This window comes from Proteus sp. G2674 (assembly GCF_009915195.1).
Classification (GTDB): Bacteria; Pseudomonadota; Gammaproteobacteria; order Enterobacterales; family Enterobacteriaceae; genus Proteus; species Proteus mirabilis.
In genome coordinates this window covers 13,384-31,687 of the sequence record NZ_JAABLS010000042.1, presented here as the reverse complement: position 1 = coordinate 31,687, position 18,304 = coordinate 13,384, and the positions used below count along the sequence as shown (strand labels likewise).

The following is an 18,304-nucleotide window of genomic DNA, read 5'->3' as shown; positions in this document are numbered from 1 at the left end:
GTTTATACCTCCGCCGCATTTTGAACTGAGCCGGTTTTATCACCAGAAGGTTTTGCATCTTTATGTGCTTTTATCACGATATTTGGGTTAGTTAAGCTTGGATCTGGCATTGGTGCGATACCACACTCTGTACCATGTTTCGCTCTGATCACTTCAATATCATCAAAATCCAGTGCACGTTGTGGACAAGATTCAACACAGACCGGTTTCATACCTTGGGCGACACGCTCATAGCAACCATCACATTTTGACATCAATTTTTTCTTTTCATCAAACTGTGGTGCGCCATAAGGGCAGCGTAATTCACAATAACGGCATCCAACACAAACATCTTGATTAACAACCACTAAACCGTCTTCTTCACGTTTATGCATCGCGCCAGTAGGGCAACCTGCCACGCAAGTAGGGTTAGAGCAGTGGTTACAAGAAATTGATAAATAATAACTATAAATATTTTGTGTCCAGATACCGTCTTGTTTTGCCCAGCTACCACCGCCATATTCATAAACACGACGGAATTTAGGGCCTAAATCTAAATCTTTTTCGTCCTTGCAACTGACTTGACAGGTTTTACAGCCAGTGCATTTAGTGGAGTCAAAATAAAAACCATATTGCTTCATGAGTTAACTCCTTATGCACGTTTCACTTCAACAAGGTTAGTATGTTGTGGATTTCCTTTAGCAAACGGCGATGGGTGCCAGCTTGTTAATGTATTAATACATCCACCGGTATCTACACCTGTTGTATCAAGTGAACGCCATGCACCTTGTGGTACTGCTATCACACCAGGTAATACACGATCTGTCACTTTGACACGAATATGCAAGCGACCACGTTCGTTATAAATCTCAGCAATATCGCCAGATTTTAATCCACGCTGTGCCGCATCAACGGGGTTTAACCAAAATTGATGGGGAATAGCTTCACGTAACATTGCGACATTAAAATAGGTAGAGTGGACGTGACCTTTATCGTGGAAGCCCGTCATTTGCAGTGGGAACTTCTCTTTTAAGGTAACGTTTTCAACACCTTCTTCATTTTTACAATATTCTGGAATTGCAGGAATACGATCACCTTCTGGTAAGATCCAACCTTCAGTGTCTTGCATTAATTTCTCAGAATAGATTTCAATTTTACCTGATGCTGTTTTTAGTGGGTTGGCGATAGGATCTTGGCGAAATGCTTCTAATGCCACATAAGCGCTACGAGGAGGAAGTTTTCTATCCACAATCCCCATATCGTTAGTTTCAGCAAAAGAAGGAAGCGCTGGGTTATTTGCTTTTACTTGGTTATAGCAATACTCAATCCACTCTTGGTAGGTTCTACCTTCAGTAAATTTCTCTTTAACACCTAATTTTTCAGCGATATCTGCCAATACATCATAGTTAGGACGATTTTCCCATAACGGCTCAATAGCATTTTGTAAACGCACCATATAATGATACGCACCACTTGCATAAGAGTTATTGATAAGATCGTTAGTTTCCACAGTAGTGACATCAGGCAGTAAAATATCGGCATATTTTGCTGATGGTGTCATGTGGTTATCCCACACTAAAATAAATTCACATTTTGATTCATCTTGCAGTAATTCATGTGTTTTATTGAGATCAGCATGCTGATTACCAATCACATTACTGGAGTAACACCACATAAATTTAATGCCCGTATCCAGCTTATCTTTATTTCTGACACCGGCATTTTTACTGGTTAATTCTTCACCACGAGCAACCGCTTCAGACCACATAAACGTTGGGATCTGGGTTTTTACTGGATTTGGTATGGCAAAACTTGCGACAGGGTATTCAATGCTACCGCCCCAACATCCGGTATTAGTACCAGGACGACCAATATGACCAGACATTAATGGCAACATCATAATTGCACGGCAAGCTTGTTCACCATTACTGGTACGCTGAATACCCCAGCCTTGGGAGATCCACGCGGCTCTGGCATTACCAATTTCACGTGCCAATTGAATAATACGCGCAACGGAAATTCCGGTTAATTGACTTGCCCACTCAGGGGTTTTAGCAATCCCATCAGGACCATTACCGAGAATATAGTCTTTGTAAGAGCCATTTTCAGGTGCTGAGGCTGGCAGAGTTTGTTTATCCCAACCGATGCAATATTCACGTAAAAATGCCTCATCAGTGATACCCTCTTGGATCATCACATAACCTAACGCAGCCACCAATGCAGCATCAGTACCCGGATAGATAGGGATCCACTCTGCACCTAATGTTGTGACACTATCAGTACGACGCGGGTCGATAATAATCACTTTACTTTTACTCTTATCTAACGCATTCAGTGTTTCATAGAACTGACCACCGCCAGACATACGAGTTTCAGCAAGATTATGACCAAACATCACAACCAGATCTGAGTTTTCGATTTCTGTTAACAGAGATTCCAGCATATCACCATACACATAAGGGACGATGCCGGTTAATTGTGAATAAGAGTAAGTACCGTAGTCACTTAAGAAGCCACCGACTGTACTTAATAGACGTTTACAGGCCGTTCTGCCATGTAAATTAGCCCCAGTAGATCCAGTACCATATTGGTAATAAATAGCCTCATTACCATAGGTATCGATAGTATATTTTAGCTTATCCGCGATAATCGAAGTCGCTTCATCCCAAGAGATACGCTCGAATTTACCTTCACCACGTTTACCGACACGTTTCATGGGGTATTTTAAACGGTCTGGATTATAAGTTTTCCAACGAACGGAACGTCCACGTAAGCAAGGACGGATCTGATGAAGACCAAAGGTTAGTCATCAAACATGGTTTCATTGGAAATACGGCGGATCACGCCATCTTTAACATGAACTTTTAATGGGCAACGACTACCACAGTTCACTAAGCATGCACTGTATTTGATGGTTTCAGACGTCTCATCAGGACGAATACCCTGGGGTGTTTGAGCATTAGCAGAGAAAGGTAATGATACCGTTCCAGCTACAGCAGCAGCGCCAGAAAGAACAGCTGCAGACTGAATGAAGCCACGCCGGCTCATTTCAGTGATAGAAACATTATTTTTAATTTTTGACATTGACATTACCCTAACATTTTTCACAACAAATAAAGTTGTATATCTATGTTAAGTTATTACACCTATACCTATAATGATTTATATCAATATAAAAAATGTTAATAAGGTTATCTAAAAAAATAATTATTAAACAATTGGTTACATTTTGCGGTTAATACCACTTTAGTGGTAAATAAAATATCAAATATATAGGTGGAAACAGTGATTCGATATATAAAAAATAACATATCGATTTTAAAAAAATAGCCTAAAACAAGATTGTTAATATGATAACAAAGTCGCTAGTTATAAATATTTGTTAATATATTTAATGGAAAAAATTAATAGAAAAAAGGGAGAATTAATCTCCCTTTTAAATAATGAACGCTAGGGCTATGGTGTGTCGATATTGGCAGGGAATTTTAATGCTCTAACATCGCTACCTGTTGGTGATTGGTGTATCCGTAAACCAAACTGAGGAAGAATAGCGAATATATGATCAAAAATATCTGACTGAATAGCTTCATACTCTACCCACACGGTTGTATTGGTAAAGGCATAAATCTCGATAGGTAGCCCTTCAGAGGTTGGGGCAAGCTGTCTTACCATAATGGTCATCTGTTTATGGATCTTCGGATGATTTTTTAGATAAGCTTCCACGTAAGCGCGAAATGTACCGACATTCGTCATACCACGTTGATTAAGTGGCATTTGATGCTCATGACAAAGGCTAGCGTTATAGCTGGAGATTTCACCTACTTTGCTTTTTATATAAGGTTCAAGAAGCTGTGCCTTTTCTAATTTATCAATATTCTCTTGATCTAAAAAGTAAATACTATTGATATCAAGAGATAAACTGCGCTTAATTCGACGCCCACCTGATTGTGTCATCGCTTGCCAGTTTTTAAACGAATCAGAAATTAAAGAATAAGTAGGAATGGTCGTAACGGTATTATCCCAATTACGTACTTTTACTGTGGTGAGGCTAATATCCACTACGGCACCATCAGCACCATATTTAGGCATTTCTAACCAATCACCCAAGCTAATCATATTATTGGCGGAGAGTTGAATACCGGCAACAAGTCCCATAATTGGATCTTTAAATACCAACATCAACACCGCAGTCATGGCACCTAAACCACTTAATAAAATAAGCGGTGATTTACCGATCAGTAATGAAACAATCATGATACCAATCAGCACGCTGGCGACTAATTTTAAACTTTGGAAAATACCTCTAAGGGGTAATCGGCCAAAAGAGGGGGAATTTCTCATGATCTGCAAACAGAGATCCATAATTGAGAAAATCATCAATAAACCGAAAAGTAAACACCATGCTTGAGCTGTGGTGGTTAATATCTCCTGTGTTTTACCGGGTCCCATCCATAATAAGGCTTGGATATTAATGACTACACCTTGGATAAGAAAGGCAAATCGACTGAATAACTTATTAATTTCAAAAGAGAGCTGCCACTTTTGATCGTATTTACTGATAGCTTTTGAAAGCTTAGGGAGCACAAGTTTGTGCAAAATAAAGTGGAGAACAAGAGCAACAACAAAAATGATCAATAAAACAAGTAACAGAGAAGTGATTTGAGCGTACTCTTCATTAAACTGACGTATCCATGTAAGCAGTTGCTGCTGCATAAACTATCCTCATCATAAAAGGTGATTTAGTACTAGGGTACAAGAAGAGGGATTTTAGTTCAAACAAGTGAAATTTTTGTTACTAAAGATGCGCGAAGAGTAAGATAAGAAAAAATCAAAGGGATAGAAAATAAAAGCCAGATAGTGCCTCTTGCGATATAGAGTACATTTTCTGGCTTTATGTGCTAGTTATTCTTTTTAATACAAAGAATTACAATAAACGAGTTGAAGATAATTTAACAACAACTTGGTGCAGATGAGTAATAAAAGAAGTCATTGATTTCATATTAAGTATCCTATTAATAAAATGTGATTCTCGTCACAAATATTTTCTGATACTGATTCTAATCACATTTTCATAACAGTCAATAGCTTTATACAAAAATATTTTAAATTTTAAATTATTTTTTATATTGAAAGCATTTTTTGTTGGTAACCATAGCTTAAGAAAGTTTGAATTTAAATCTATCTTATTGTTTTAAAATTATTTTATGCTTATAGCGCTTAGTTGACTTTTTCTATTGCGCCTTTCGCGATATTGTCTTTTTAAACTAACTATTGCAGTAGAGAAATGAGGAAGTAAAAGGAAGGGCATTTGACAAGTAGTCTCGGTTGGCTTTGTCGAATTGGGATAAAATATATACATCGCTACTGTTAGAGCCACATTAAGTGGCTCTAATATTCAACTACAGCTTATAAACTAAGACGCAATTAACGAGTCATTCGCTTGATTGCACTGGCTATTGATAGAATAGTTATAGAACTTAAAATAAGTTGTATACCAATCAATGCCATCACCAGTGTTATAGAAGTTTCAGGGCCAAAAGCTAGTAAGAAATAGGCTAAAACAAGATCTAAAAAGCCCACTAAAATATTAAACCAGCCATAAAAGCTATCTTTAATTTGCTTAAAGCCGAGTACTAAGCGGAGTATTCCTGCAAAGATAAATAAATAACCGATAATAAATGCAAGGCTTAACATGCCATTTAAAGGATCGGTAATAAAAATATAACCTAAAAATAGATAGATAAAACCAGCAAGTAAAGTAATTAACATCGACCAACCAGAAGAGATCCGGCTATTAAAGGCCGCCATTATGCTGGTTATTGCACAAGCAAAAAACACCACACCGAGGAAAACACTGACCACGACCCCTGAAGAAAAAGGGTTAATAATACAGATAATACCCGCAAGTAATCCCAGCATGGCAATGATACTCATTAAAGTACACTGCTTTTTAACGAGTTTCTCTGTTAGCTGAGATAAATTATTTTTATTAATGTCTAACATAACAACCTCTTAATTTGTAATCCTTATCGCAAATTATAGCAATTTTTAGCTATATAACAGGAATTCTTTAAAGAAAAAGGCCATTAAAGATTTGTATTAGAAAGTCAGTAGCATTTGAAATAGTAATGTGAAAGAGTAGTGTGGTGAAAAGTTATCAAGGTTAATACAATTTATCACGGAGGTAAAATGTCTGAGATTGTGTATTTAAATAACCAATTTGTACCTAAAGAACAAGCTAATATCTCTGTTTTTGATCGAGGTTTCTTATTTGCTGATGCCGTTTATGAAGTTACCGCCGTTATTAACGGACAATTAATTGATTTTGAAGGGCATTTTCAACGTTTACAGCGCTCTTGCAAAGCATTATCAATGCCTTTTTCATTAACCAAAGAGCAATTAAAAGAGATCCACGGGCAATTGATAGATAAGAACCATCTGCATGAAGGACTTATCTATTTACAAGTCACTCGTGGCGCCGATTCATCACGTTTTTTTGATTTCCCGTCTTCATCCGTCGCTCCTACATTGGTGCTATTTGTTCAACACTCAACGGTGGTAAATCATCCTAATGCAAGCAAAGGAATTTCTGTCGTAAGTGTTGAGGATATTCGTTGGCAACGCTGTGATATTAAAACGGTGGCATTACTTGCTGCATGTCTAGCTAAACATCATGCGCATCAGCAAGGTGCTGATGATGCTATTTTTATCAAAGAGGGTTATATCACCGAAGGGAGTTCAAGCAATTTCTTTATTGTTAATCAGCAAGATGAAATTATCACTCGCCCATTAAGCCAAGATATTTTACCGGGGATCACGCGACAAGCGATTATTCAGTTAGCCAAAGAGCAAAAACTCACCATCATTGAGCGTTTATTTACACTCGAAGAAGCGAAACAAGCCAAAGAGGCTTTTATTAGTTCAGCGACTACCTTAATTTGGCCGGTGATCTCCATTGATAATGAAAAAATAAATCAAGGTAAGGTAGGGGCGTTATCACAACGCTTAAGAGAGATTTATCTTGAGAAAGCCGGTGTTAAACCATAGTAAATTTTTATCGCACTGATTTTGACTTTATCCGAAAAATCAGTGCGATAATACCATTGTCACTAATTGTGATGTTCAATGATCATGACAGCGGTAGTATCTGGCTCTAATGCACGTAGCACATGAGTAACGTCACCAGGGTAACAAATATAGTCACCGGGAGATAACTCTTGTTGATTATCTAAAGTACCGACAATGGCACGACCGCTAATTATAAGAATATGTTCTGTGACATTTTTACTATGAGGATCTGACACTCTATCTTTACCCGGTTGAGCAATAACCGTATAAATATCGCGCTTAGCACCATTGGGGCAAGATGACAATAAAAAGGCATGGTAATAGGCCTTTTCTGCACTAATTTTAAATCCATCACCTTTGCGGATCACTTTAACTTCTGGTTTAGGTGAGGAAATCAGTTGTGAAAACGGAATATTGAGTGCGACGCAAATAGCCCATAAAGTTTCGATACTTGGATTACCTTGTCCCGCTTCTAATTGGGATAACGTTGACTTTGCGATCCCCGCTCGCCTTGCGATTTCTGCAAGTGAAAGACCTGCTTTTTTTCTTTCTCTAGCAATAGATTGAGAAATAATTTCAATGGGTGCCGAAGGTGATGACATCATAGTTTCCTTCAAAAATCAGCTTGCAAAAAAATACATCGTTCAACATAATGAACAAATCGTTCAATAAATAATACGTTTTTTATGCATATTAACAGTCGTCTAGATAATAACGTACTTAGAGATATTCTGCTTGTTTCATTAGCGGATGGGATCGTTGGAATATCTTATGGTGCTTTAGCACATACTCAAGGTTTCGATTTTTGGGTACCTCTTTCGTTATCGATTTTTGTTTTAGCAGGGGCTTCTGAATTTCTATTTATCGGAGTGGTTGCGATGGGAGGAAGCGCCATCTATGCGGCACTCGCTGGTTTAATGGTCAATGCAAGGCACATCCCTTTTAGTATGGCAGTGAAAGAATTACCCGGAAAAGGGATTAAATCACTATTAGGCTTTCATATATTAAATGATGAAAGTGTGGTTTTTGGGTTATCTCAATCGACTGCTGAGCAAAATAGATTAGCATTTTGGGCTTGTGGATTAGGCATTTTACTGATGTGGCCGTTAGGTACTATGCTAGGTGTTTATTTAGGCTCTTTTATTGTTGATATAAAAATGCTTGGTTTAGATGCGATGTTTCCAGCGATTATTTTGGCACTAAGTTTACCGGCATTGAAAAATAAATTAACACGAAAAGCCGCTATTATTGGTAGTGTGATTGCCTTAGCAACGACACTGTTTCTCCCTGCGGGAATACCGGTTTTATTATCCTTGTTAGGCGTTTTATTTGTGGTGAGAAAAATATGATATCAACAACTTCACTTATCGCAGGTATCGCTATTTTAGCCGTAGGAACTTATGCCATGCGCATCTCCGGTATCTTATTAAATAATAAAACGGGGATGTCTGAGCGGGTCAAAGAAATGTTTTCACTTTCAGCAATCGTGATCTTATTTTCGGTTGCAATGACATCTACTTTTTTTGATGGTGACCAACTCGCTGATATTGCCAAGATTATTGGTGTGGGTGTTGCGGGCGTTTTAACTTGGAAAAAGAAACCTTTTATTTTGGTGGTATTAAGTGCTGCTATTATTACCGCGATGCTACGTTGGATAGCCACTTTGTGGGGATAAGCATAACTAATAGTTTTAACTAAAATTATAGGAGGCAAAGGCCTCCTATAATATATTTACTCATTATCTAGTGGTTTAATTTTTAACGGTAAGGTAATAATAAAACCAATACCTTTATTGTGTAGCCCTTCAGTAATGGAAATGGTTGCTTGAATTTTTTCAGCGAGATTTTGTGCAATAGATAAGCCTAAACCACTGCCCGTCCCTTGTGATCCCGGAACACGATAAAAACGGGAAAATAGTGAGCTAATATACTCAGGTGCAATTCCTGGTCCATTATCACGCAGAATAATATTGAGATGATGGGTATCTTTATGTTCAATAGTCACTTCGACTTGACTATTATTGGGGCAATATTTGATTGCATTATCCAATAAGTTATTAAAAATAGACAGTAGTGCTTGTTTATCTGTTTCTATTTTAAGTGACATACCTTCATTTAAAGATAGCTCAATATTTTTTGTTAAGGCATAAGGCACGCGCTGAGCAATAGCATTACCAATAATATTATAAACATCAAAGGGTTCTATTTTTATAGGGAAATCGTCACACTCTAATCTTGCTAAATCAATAAGCTGGTGGGAAAGTGCGGCGGCTCTATCCAGAGATTGTTTCATATCTTCAATAATTTCTTCTCGCTCCTGCTTTTCATCGACTAAAGAGAGAATGTGTAATTGGGCAATCACTGCGGCAATCGGGGTTCTTAGCTCATGAGCCGCATCAGCCATAAATTGTTTTTCTCTAATATTAGCCGCATCTATTCTTGCCATTAATTGGTTAAGCTCTTTAAAGATAGGGCGGATCTCTTTAAATTGTTGTCCGACATTAATTGGCGTTAAATTACGAGGTTTTCGATTAGAAATCAGCTCTGCGGCTTGTCTTAAAGGGCGCAAACTAAAATAAGCAGTAATTAAGATAGCCAAGATCACCGTCGCTAAAATAAATAGGAAGGGCACAAAAGTACCGGAAATAGGGTTACCAATGACATGCCCTCTATCTTCGACGGATTCACCAATAAAAACTTTAATTTTATGTTGTTTTCCCCAACTATAAGATAAATATCATTTCTCCCCAGCCACAGAGATTTTTTCAGAGGCAAGCGACAGTACCCGTTTAGGCAGAGAAAGTTCCGGTCTATTGGTATAAATCAGATCATTATCTTTATTTAAGACAATAAACCAAGGTAAATAGTGTAAATCATCATCTTCACCATTAAGCATGGTATCGATATACATGTTTTGTAAATGGTGAGCTATCTGTTTTACTGTCTCGGGTTGAGAGGAAACCGTTTCGAGTGTATTGGCAAATCCTTCAGCAATAATTTCTTGTTGCTTATTGTAGATAGTTTCAAAGTCAGCAAGATAATCAAATTCTATCCAAGCTAACCAAACGCCCCATAGCATCACGATAGATATCGTTTGTAGAAAGATAGTATAAATAAAGAAAGAGCGGATCTTCATTTAGTTCACTTCTTTTTTTAAGAGATAACCGATACCGCGAACCGTAATAATACGCTCTTTGCCTATTTTACGGCGTAAGTTGTGCATATGAACTTCAAGTGAGTTACTTTCAATTTTGTCATCTAAGCCAAATAAGCGTTGTTCTAAATCAGATTTACGTACTACATTATCTGTATTGCGCATCAGCTCATATAATAGCTGGTACTCTTTACCTGATAATAACAATAGTTCACCATTTAAAGTGACTTGATGATTCGAGGGATTAAGCTGTAAATCACCAATAGACCAAATCTGTGAAGAGAAACCGGCCATACGGCGACTTACGGCTTTTACACGAGAAATTAATTCAGGCATAGCAAAAGGTTTTGGTAAGAAATCGTCGGCACCTGAATCTAATGTTTGTACTAAGTTATCTATTTGAGTACGAGCCGTCAAAATAATAATGGGTATTTTTTCACCACTTTTTCTTAGTGCGATAAGTTCATCTTGACCATCACCATCAGGAAGACCTAGATCAAGCAACATTAAATCAAAGGCTTTTTGGTTTAATTGAACACGTGCATCCGCAAGCAATCTTACCCAGCAGGGCTGAAAACCAGCAATTTCTAAACCACGACAGAGCGCCTTTCCCAATTGCAGATCGTCTTCAACTAATAAAATATTCATAATAACACCTATCAAAATATGCTTTAAGAAAGTATAAAAGGCAAATAAAGTTTGAGCAATATAATAAAAGATAAAGCTAAGTGTGATTAATCAACTCTTAATATTAGATAATATAATATTAAATATGTATTTTTACTGAAAGTAAGGTGTTTAAGTAATAAAATAATCACTTTCTACATGAATCTTTTATAGAGGTGATAAATAAATACTTGCTTTTATGATGATGATGACATTTATTGCTGAACTGTATTGTTTTAAATTTCAATATAACCAAAGAGTTAACTCATAGAAAGTAATGCATTAACGTAAATTAATAATATTAATTCTATTAATAATAGAAAATAAAGGCATTAATTATAAATAAACAGATAATAAATATTTTGCATGAAAATGGATAATATAGAAAATATAATTTTATCATATTGAATATGAGATAAGAGGCGATCTTTTCTTACTATTAGATAAAAAACAATATAGTAAGATAAGTGTGTTGTATCAGAGTTAATTAATTTATTTACCCTATACATTTCAATATTCTAAATAAAATTATGCAATTTAATTGGAATAAACACTGTTATTAAAAGGAATTAATATGCAATTAGATGATCACTTTTAATATTAATTAAATCGTTCTGTGTCAGAAATGCTCCCCTCCTCAGGGAGCATTTCACCGATAAAATGTATTGGGTAAAAAATTAACTCAAAATATGAGTAATAATGTTTTACCCTTGGTGTAGTTCTGTTGAAAGATAAAGATTCACTTAAGTTATTCATGAATTCTATTGTTTTTATCAAATGATAATGATAATAGTTTACTTGACAAAAATACTTTCATTTATATACTAGCATCGGTCTAGTCTACAAGACTCGTAAGCGTTTACGTTAATCAACACATATAACTTAATTTTTTTACCTTTATGGGTATTCGCCTGTTGTATTGGCGGTTATATGACGTAGTACACGTTTTTATTGGGGTCTTTTCTATGTTTTTTCAAGATAAAAATAATATTTTGGGTATACCTAAATTGCCACCAAGAGCCATGATTTTTCTGGTTCCGTTTTTCCTATCTTTTGTGATGTGTGGCATTGTTTCTTTTATTAGTACAGCAAAAACAATGGGCTTAAATAGCCTTATGTTTGCACCTTGGTTCTCTTCATGGGGGGTATCTTGGATGATTGCGTTTCCAACCGTTTTATTCGTTTTACCCTTTGCAAGAAAGCTATCACTCTTATTAGTAAAACCACATTAATATTTCATATCCTATAATGCGTTATAACCTAATATGGCATCTAATACCGCTATTTTATTAGATGTTGTATTAGGATCAGCCATTGAAGTCTGTTTTTCTTAGCACACTGTGAGATAGGTTATCGCGTTATGTCATTTAATGCGTTAGCCTTATTAAGTTATAGTGATGGTTCATTTAAAACTAGATAGAGGGCAAATAATTATTTTTAATCGTAACCATAAGATAAAAATGATTTTTGTCTCATTGCTTATATAGCAGGAGGCTTTGCATGAGTTTGTTATTTACGCCTAATAAATTAGGACCTCATCAATTAGACAACCGTATTATTGTTGCACCAATGTGCCAATATTCTGCGCAAGATGGAATACCCACATCTTGGCATACAATGCACTATGGGCAATTAGCATTATCAGGTGCCGCTTTAGTTATTATAGAAGCGACGGCGGTAGAGCCTCGAGGTAGAATTAGTTATAAAGATCTCGGATTATGGTCTGAGGAACATGGTCGCGCATTAAAACAGCTTATTAGCGATATAAAACAGCATACTAATGCTAAAATAGGTATACAGTTGGCTCATGCGGGGCGAAAAGCATCAACATCGTTGCCATGGGAAGGTGGAAAATCATTGGCTCCTGATGATGAGAATGGCTGGCAAAAAGTAGCACCTTCTAGTATTGCTTTTGGTCAATATCATCAGCCTCAAGCATTAACAATTGATGAGATTGAAAAGATAAAAAACGCATTTGTTGAAGCAGCTAAAAGAGCTGAGTCAGCAGGCATTGATGTTATTGAGATACATGGTGCTCATGGTTATTTACTGCATGAATTCTTATCACCATTATCAAACCATCGCACCGATCAGTATGGCGGTGATTTTAATAATCGTAGTCGCTTGTTAATTGATGTTTTTACTGCAGTCAAAAAAGCAGTCTCTGACAAAATGTGTGTGGGAGTAAGAATATCAGCGACTGATTGGGTTGAGGGAGGATGGGATCTGGAAAGTTCTATCGCATTAACTCAACATCTTGAAGATCTCGGTTGCCACTATATTCATGTTTCTTCCGGTGGCTTATCAGACAAACAAGCCATCAAGCTAGGACCTAATTATCAGGTTCCTTTTGCTCAAGCCATCTATAATGAAACACAATTACCCGTGATTGCGGTTGGGTTAATTACAGAGCCAGAGCAAGCAGAAGCTATTTTACTGACTGAACAAGCTGATTTTATCGCATTAGGCAGAGGAATACTTTATGATCCTCGTTGGCCTTGGCATGCGGCTGAAAAGTTAAAGCAGACCATTAAAGTCGCTCCGCAATATTTGCGTTGTGCACCACATGGTAGTAAAGATTTTTTTAAATAGCATAGTTGATAGCTAGAAGATAATGTATTTTTAAAACCACAGAGTTGCTGGAAAAATAGTTAACAAGTTGCAACTTTGTGGTTTTTCTATGTCACATTATTATAGATATTCATAATAATGGTGAAGGAGTGTAAGAAATGGATAAGGTTCAAAATCCGTTATTGTTACAACCACGGATTGCTTAGTCATGATGTGTTTTGGAATGCGGACACATCATCAAAGAATACAGCATTCTTTGATGGCTCATTAATTTATAGCGAGTCATAGTATGAACACGAAACATTGGTCACGTGTCGAATATTTACACGAAACAGTAAAAAATAAGAATATTATTATTAAAGGTCAGCATAGCTATTACAGTGATTGTTGGGATAATGGCTTTGAAGCATCTGTAGTGCGTTACCTTTATGGCGATGAAATTAGCCTTCAGTGGGAACCCTTATGGGAAATCGATAAATTATATATCGGTGACTATGTTTGTATTGGTGCTGAAGCGGTTATTTTGATGGGGGGCAATCATACTCATCGTATGGATTGGTTTTCTCTTTATCCATTTTTAGACAATATTAAAGAAGTCTATATTGGTAAAGGTGATACTTATATTCACGATGGTGTATGGATAGGTATGCGGGCCATGATTATGCCTGGCGTTACTATTGGTGAAGGGGCTATTATCGCAGCAAATAGTGTAGTGACAAAAGATGTCGCTCCTTATAGTATCGTTGGTGGAATACCGGCTAAGCATGTTAAATACCGCTTTGAACCAAAAGTGATAGAGCAACTTTTATCTTTAAATATTTATAGTTGGCCAGAGAAAAAGTTTGCCGCATTAAAACCTTATTTATGCCAAGCTTCAATTGATAAGCTGTTAACTGCTCATACGCAATATAACCAAGATATGAAATAGAACTAAAGCCTTTAATAATATTGTTATTAAAGGCTTTTTGTTGATTATCATTGTGTTATCTAATTACATATAAACGGCCTTTATATCGACAGATATTGATGGGGTGTTTACATAGCAAAAATTAATTATTATTGATATTTTTATGAGGAAACGATGATCTATCTGCATTCTGGTGGCGGTGACTCCGCTAAACAACAAAGAGTTAATCAAGCCGCAACAGATAAAGCGCAACAAATTGCCCAAGATCAGCAATCTTTACTCTATACCATCTCCTCAGAGAGTGATTTTCCGACGACGGTTGAAAATATCGGCGCTATTTTATTAATTGAGCCCAGTATTGAATTAGCTCTAGAGGTGTGTCGCCGTTATCAATCATCAACAGAGATAGTGATGGCTGAAAGTGCAATCACGGGGGCAAAGTTGACTGTATGCCAAATTGAATTTGAAGTGATAAAAATTTGTGTTATTTAACGGCTAAAGTGGTTGCAACGTCTTTCTTGTTATCCACATTAACTGTGGATAACTCTTGCTTTACATGTGAGTAATCAATTTACCCATTGATTTTACTTGATATTTTCATGTGATTGAAAAGTATCCACAAAGATTTATCTGATCAAATAAAATCGGACGATATTAATTAACCCACAGCATAATAAAATCTGTCGTTTTTAATTTGAAGAATAAAACGACAGATTAGCGGTTATAAAAGCGATGGTTTATCGAATAAAGGGGTTGGCTTACCATGCTCATCAACGGCAACAAAATTAAATTGGCCGTGGATCACTTCTTCTCGCCCTTCGGCATACATATCTTCGAGAAAAATAGAAACATTTACCGTTAGACTGGTACGCCCGACACGTATTACCTCACCAACTAATTCAATAATGGTGCCAGAGGGAATAGGGTGATTAAAATTAATTTTCTCTGTAGAAACTGTCACTAAACGTTTACGGCAAAAGCGCGTAGCGGTAATAAAAGAGACTTCATCCATCCATGCTAATGCCGTTCCGCCAAAGAGTGTGGAGTGATGATTGGTCGTGGTTGGAAAAATAACTTTAGAGACGCGGGTGATTGAGTGTTTAATTTTATCTTGCAACTCTAGAGATAAATCCGTTGTGGACATAATAAAACCTTATCTTTCTATACAGTAGGGATGATCCTAAAGTATAAAATAGAGAAAAATGAAAGCAAAGGAGAGGAATAGATGATATTCCTCTTTAATTTTAAAAGGTTATTTCACCGGTTAAAAATAGTACAGCATCACCAGTAAGCAATAAGCGCTCTTGTTTGAGTTCACACTGTATATTGCCTCCCCTCGCGGAAACTTGTCTGGCATTTAATTTATCTTTGTTTAATTTTTTTGCCCAAATTGGTGCTAATACACAATGTGAAGTGCCAGTTACTGGATCTTCATTAACCCCTTTACGTGGTGCAAAAAAGCGTGAAATAAAATCAAAAGGCGCATAACCTTTCGCCGTCAATATTACACCGGGAAGTGGTAGTTGTGTTATAGCATTAAAGTCAGGTTGATAATCAATAACCTTGTTAGGATCAGCCACAAAGCAGGTATATCTGTCGTGAGATTGCCAAACTTCTTCAATATCTATGTTTAGTGCCGTTTCTAATGATGGTTTTATAGTTGGATTTAATGATGCAGGTACTTGAGGAAAATCGAGAGTAAAACTTGAAGAGTGACAAGATACCGTGAGCTCCCCAGACAGAGAATGGAATTTAAAGCTTGTCGCAGGTGCTTTGTTAATCGTTTTTAATACAAAAGCCGTGGCTAAAGTCGCATGTCCACATAGGGGAACTTCTACTTTAGGCGTAAACCAGCGAATATGATTGGCAACTAAAAAAGCCGTTTCAGGTAAACCAATCTCATTAGCTAATTTAAGTAGTGTGTCATCGGGTAGCCATTTATCTAACAAAATAACCGCAGCCGGATTTCCGGAAAAAGGTGTTGAAGTAAAAGCGTTAACATAATAAATGGGAAGCGTGTTCATAAAGTACCTTAATCGGAAAGAGGAAGAAGAAACAATTTAGCAGAGCAAAAGAGTGATAAAAAGTGGCTGGAAGTAAAAATAAGAAGTAGGGGATTGAGTAGGAGATTTATTTACAGAGGGGAAAATCAATAAAAAAGCCATATCATTATTTGATATGGCTTTATGAGAAAGGCTGGCTAATTATGCTTGCGCATTCTCTTTATCATCTGCACTTTGTAACAGTTTACGCACAGGAATAATTAATGCTGCAAGAACAACGGCACAAATAACCAATGCTATAGAGACGTGAGAGAAGAAATCAGGCATAACATCAAGTTTATCAGGACGAATATTTCCACCCATTAAACCTGCGGCTAAGTTACCTAATGCACTCGCACAGAACCATAAACCCATAACCTGTCCACGCATTCTTGCTGGCGCTAAAATGGTCATCGTCGCAAGTCCTATAGGGCTTAAACATAATTCACCTAGGGTCAGCAATAAAATACTGGAAATTAACCATAATGGTGAAACACCGCTACCTGTTGCAAGCACGCTTTCAGAGGCGTACATCATGACGGTAAAGCCACCTGCAGCGAATAAAATACCAATCACAAATTTGCTCATGCTACTTAAATTCATATTGTTGCGTGCTAGCATTGGCCATAACCAGCTAAATACAGGGGCAAGAATAATAATAAATAGCGCATTGACGGACTGGAACCAAACCGCAGGGATCTCAAAGCCCATAAAATTTAGATCAGTATAGTCGTTAGCAAATAAGTTAAATGAGGTTGGTTTTTGTTCGAATGCAGACCAAAACAGTGCCGCTGAAACTAATAATAGGAAGCAAACAAACAGGCGAGAACGGTCACTACTACTTAATCCTGCAAATAGGAATAAATAGATAAAGTAGGCGATAACACTGCCGGAGATCACATAAACCATAAAATTGGCAACAATAACCGGATTAAATGGAATAGTGCCTGAAATAATTAAACCAACAATGGCAATTAATATCACAGCAAGTGCTAATACCCATTGTCCGACATTACGACGCACAACAGTAGGGCGATCCCAACTTGAATCTAAGCCAACTTCTTTATCAAAGCGACGCATTGTCGGTACGGCATAAAAGCGGAAGATCAGTAGTGCAACTAGCATACCAATACCACCAATACCAAAGCCCCAATGCCAGCCATAATCACGGACTAAGAAGCCGGTGATCAGTGGTGCGATAAATGAGCCCATATTGATCCCCATATAAAACAAGGAGAAACCACCATCGCGGCGTGTATCATCTTTTTTATACAGGGTTCCCACCATAACAGTGACACAGGTTTTAAATAGGCCTGTACCTAATACGATAAGCAATAAGCCGATAAAAAATAGGTTCTGAGACCAAAACGCTGAAAGTGCGATAGAAAGGTGCCCTAATGCAATAAAGATAGAGCCATACCAAACCGCAAGACGTTGTCCCAACCAATTATCAGCCAGCCAACCTCCTGGCAATGATGTTAAATAAACACCACCAGCAAAAATTCCCACAATAGCAGATGCCTGCTCTCGAGGAATATCCATACCACCTTCATAAACGGTTGCAGCCATAAATAGGATTAATAATGGGCGAATACCGTAGAAAGAAAATCTCTCCCACATTTCTGTGAAGAACAGAGAGCTTAAAGGGTATGGATGGCCAAAAAAGGTTCGGCTTGATTTTGAGTGAGTAGATTGCATCTTAAATTCCCAAAAAAAACCTTTGCAGGTCGTTTGCAAGTAAAAAGAACAAAATATCAGTAGAAGGCAATACAGAATTATTTCATTCTGTTATCAATTGCTACTACATTTAATTAATATATTTTTAACACACTTTTAGTGAACTTCAGTGACTAAAAGCATATTTAATACTTTATAAACCATTTTTTAGTGCAAAAGTCGATAAAAATCTCATTTTGCA

At 36.9% G+C, this 18,304-nt stretch carries 15 protein-coding genes and 2 pseudogenes; 7 read left to right on the top strand and 10 right to left on the bottom strand.

Annotated features, from left to right (window positions below):
• Positions 1 to 2: 2 nt before the first annotated feature.
• The 4 genes and pseudogenes from GWI58_RS16860 to GWI58_RS16845 all read right to left on the bottom strand — a co-directional run bounded on the left by GWI58_RS16860 (position 3) and on the right by GWI58_RS16845 (position 5,982).
• Positions 3 to 620 (bottom strand): DMSO/selenate family reductase complex B subunit, encoded by a 618-nt coding sequence (locus tag GWI58_RS16860; RefSeq protein WP_004243609.1) that lies wholly within the window; start codon positions 618 to 620, stop codon positions 3 to 5.
• A gap of 11 nt (positions 621 to 631) precedes the next feature.
• Positions 632 to 3,063, bottom strand: a pseudogene (locus GWI58_RS16855) (DMSO/selenate family reductase complex A subunit).
• A gap of 372 nt (positions 3,064 to 3,435) precedes the next feature.
• On the bottom strand, positions 3,436 to 4,692 hold the full coding sequence (locus GWI58_RS16850) for a mechanosensitive ion channel family protein (RefSeq protein WP_049207896.1): 1,257 nt from the start codon (positions 4,690 to 4,692) through the stop codon (positions 3,436 to 3,438).
• A 711-nt stretch (positions 4,693 to 5,403) separates the two neighbouring features.
• Positions 5,404 to 5,982 (bottom strand): HdeD family acid-resistance protein, encoded by a 579-nt coding sequence (locus GWI58_RS16845; RefSeq protein WP_004243604.1) that lies wholly within the window; start codon positions 5,980 to 5,982, stop codon positions 5,404 to 5,406.
• A 186-nt stretch (positions 5,983 to 6,168) separates the two neighbouring features.
• On the opposite strand from GWI58_RS16845, the gene GWI58_RS16840 reads away from it, so the two are divergent.
• Positions 6,169 to 7,026: a D-amino-acid transaminase gene (locus GWI58_RS16840; RefSeq protein WP_041701181.1), complete on the top strand. Its 858-nt coding sequence runs from the start codon at positions 6,169 to 6,171 to the stop codon at positions 7,024 to 7,026.
• Positions 7,027 to 7,088: 62 nt separating this feature from the next.
• On the opposite strand, the gene GWI58_RS16835 is transcribed toward GWI58_RS16840, so the two are convergent.
• The gene (locus GWI58_RS16835) at positions 7,089 to 7,649 is read right to left on the bottom strand and encodes a helix-turn-helix domain-containing protein (RefSeq protein ID WP_004250737.1); all 561 of its coding nucleotides are present in this window, start codon (positions 7,647 to 7,649) and stop codon (positions 7,089 to 7,091) included.
• Positions 7,650 to 7,733: 84 nt separating this feature from the next.
• Here GWI58_RS16835 and GWI58_RS16830 point away from each other — a divergent pair, with 84 nt between their 5' ends.
• A complete protein-coding gene (locus GWI58_RS16830; RefSeq protein ID WP_004243600.1) occupies positions 7,734 to 8,396 on the top strand; it encodes an AzlC family ABC transporter permease in 663 nt (220 codons plus the stop codon).
• Positions 8,393 to 8,722 carry an AzlD domain-containing protein gene (locus tag GWI58_RS16825; protein ID WP_004250741.1) on the top strand — a complete coding sequence of 110 codons (330 nt, stop codon included), beginning with the start codon at positions 8,393 to 8,395 and terminating at the stop codon, positions 8,720 to 8,722. The genes GWI58_RS16830 and GWI58_RS16825 overlap by 4 nt, the downstream gene beginning before the upstream one ends.
• A gap of 56 nt (positions 8,723 to 8,778) precedes the next feature.
• Here the strand turns inward: GWI58_RS16825 and GWI58_RS16820 are convergent.
• Together GWI58_RS16820 and GWI58_RS16815 are read right to left on the bottom strand one after the other, a co-directional pair.
• Positions 8,779 to 10,182, bottom strand: a pseudogene (locus GWI58_RS16820) (ATP-binding protein).
• Entirely contained in the window at positions 10,183 to 10,848 is a 666-nt protein-coding gene (locus GWI58_RS16815; protein ID WP_004243597.1) for a response regulator, read from the bottom strand.
• A gap of 983 nt (positions 10,849 to 11,831) precedes the next feature.
• Between GWI58_RS16815 and GWI58_RS16810 the strand changes: the two genes are divergently transcribed.
• From GWI58_RS16810 to GWI58_RS16795, 4 genes are all read left to right on the top strand, one after another.
• Positions 11,832 to 12,098, top strand: a complete 267-nt coding sequence (locus tag GWI58_RS16810; protein ID WP_012368076.1) for a DUF2798 domain-containing protein — start codon at positions 11,832 to 11,834, stop codon at positions 12,096 to 12,098.
• Positions 12,099 to 12,366: 268 nt separating this feature from the next.
• Entirely contained in the window at positions 12,367 to 13,458 is a 1,092-nt protein-coding gene (locus tag GWI58_RS16805; protein WP_012368075.1) for an NADH:flavin oxidoreductase/NADH oxidase, read from the top strand.
• 268 nt (positions 13,459 to 13,726) lie between these two features.
• Positions 13,727 to 14,365, top strand: coding sequence for a CatB-related O-acetyltransferase (locus GWI58_RS16800; protein ID WP_161769405.1), 639 nt, complete (start codon positions 13,727 to 13,729; stop codon positions 14,363 to 14,365).
• Between the two features lie 153 nt (positions 14,366 to 14,518).
• Positions 14,519 to 14,836, top strand: a complete 318-nt coding sequence (locus GWI58_RS16795; protein WP_004243593.1) for a hypothetical protein — start codon at positions 14,519 to 14,521, stop codon at positions 14,834 to 14,836.
• Between the two features lie 229 nt (positions 14,837 to 15,065).
• Here the strand turns inward: GWI58_RS16795 and GWI58_RS16790 are convergent, their stop codons facing one another.
• From GWI58_RS16790 to GWI58_RS16780, 3 genes are all read right to left on the bottom strand, one after another.
• Complete coding sequence (locus GWI58_RS16790; RefSeq protein WP_004243592.1) at positions 15,066 to 15,488, bottom strand: acyl-CoA thioesterase; 423 nt, start codon at positions 15,486 to 15,488, stop codon at positions 15,066 to 15,068.
• A 100-nt stretch (positions 15,489 to 15,588) separates the two neighbouring features.
• The gene (locus tag GWI58_RS16785; RefSeq protein WP_094959512.1) at positions 15,589 to 16,368 is read right to left on the bottom strand and encodes a PhzF family phenazine biosynthesis protein; all 780 of its coding nucleotides are present in this window, start codon (positions 16,366 to 16,368) and stop codon (positions 15,589 to 15,591) included.
• A 180-nt stretch (positions 16,369 to 16,548) separates the two neighbouring features.
• A complete protein-coding gene (locus tag GWI58_RS16780) occupies positions 16,549 to 18,084 on the bottom strand; it encodes a peptide MFS transporter (protein WP_004250754.1) in 1,536 nt (511 codons plus the stop codon).
• Positions 18,085 to 18,304: the final 220 nt, after the last annotated feature.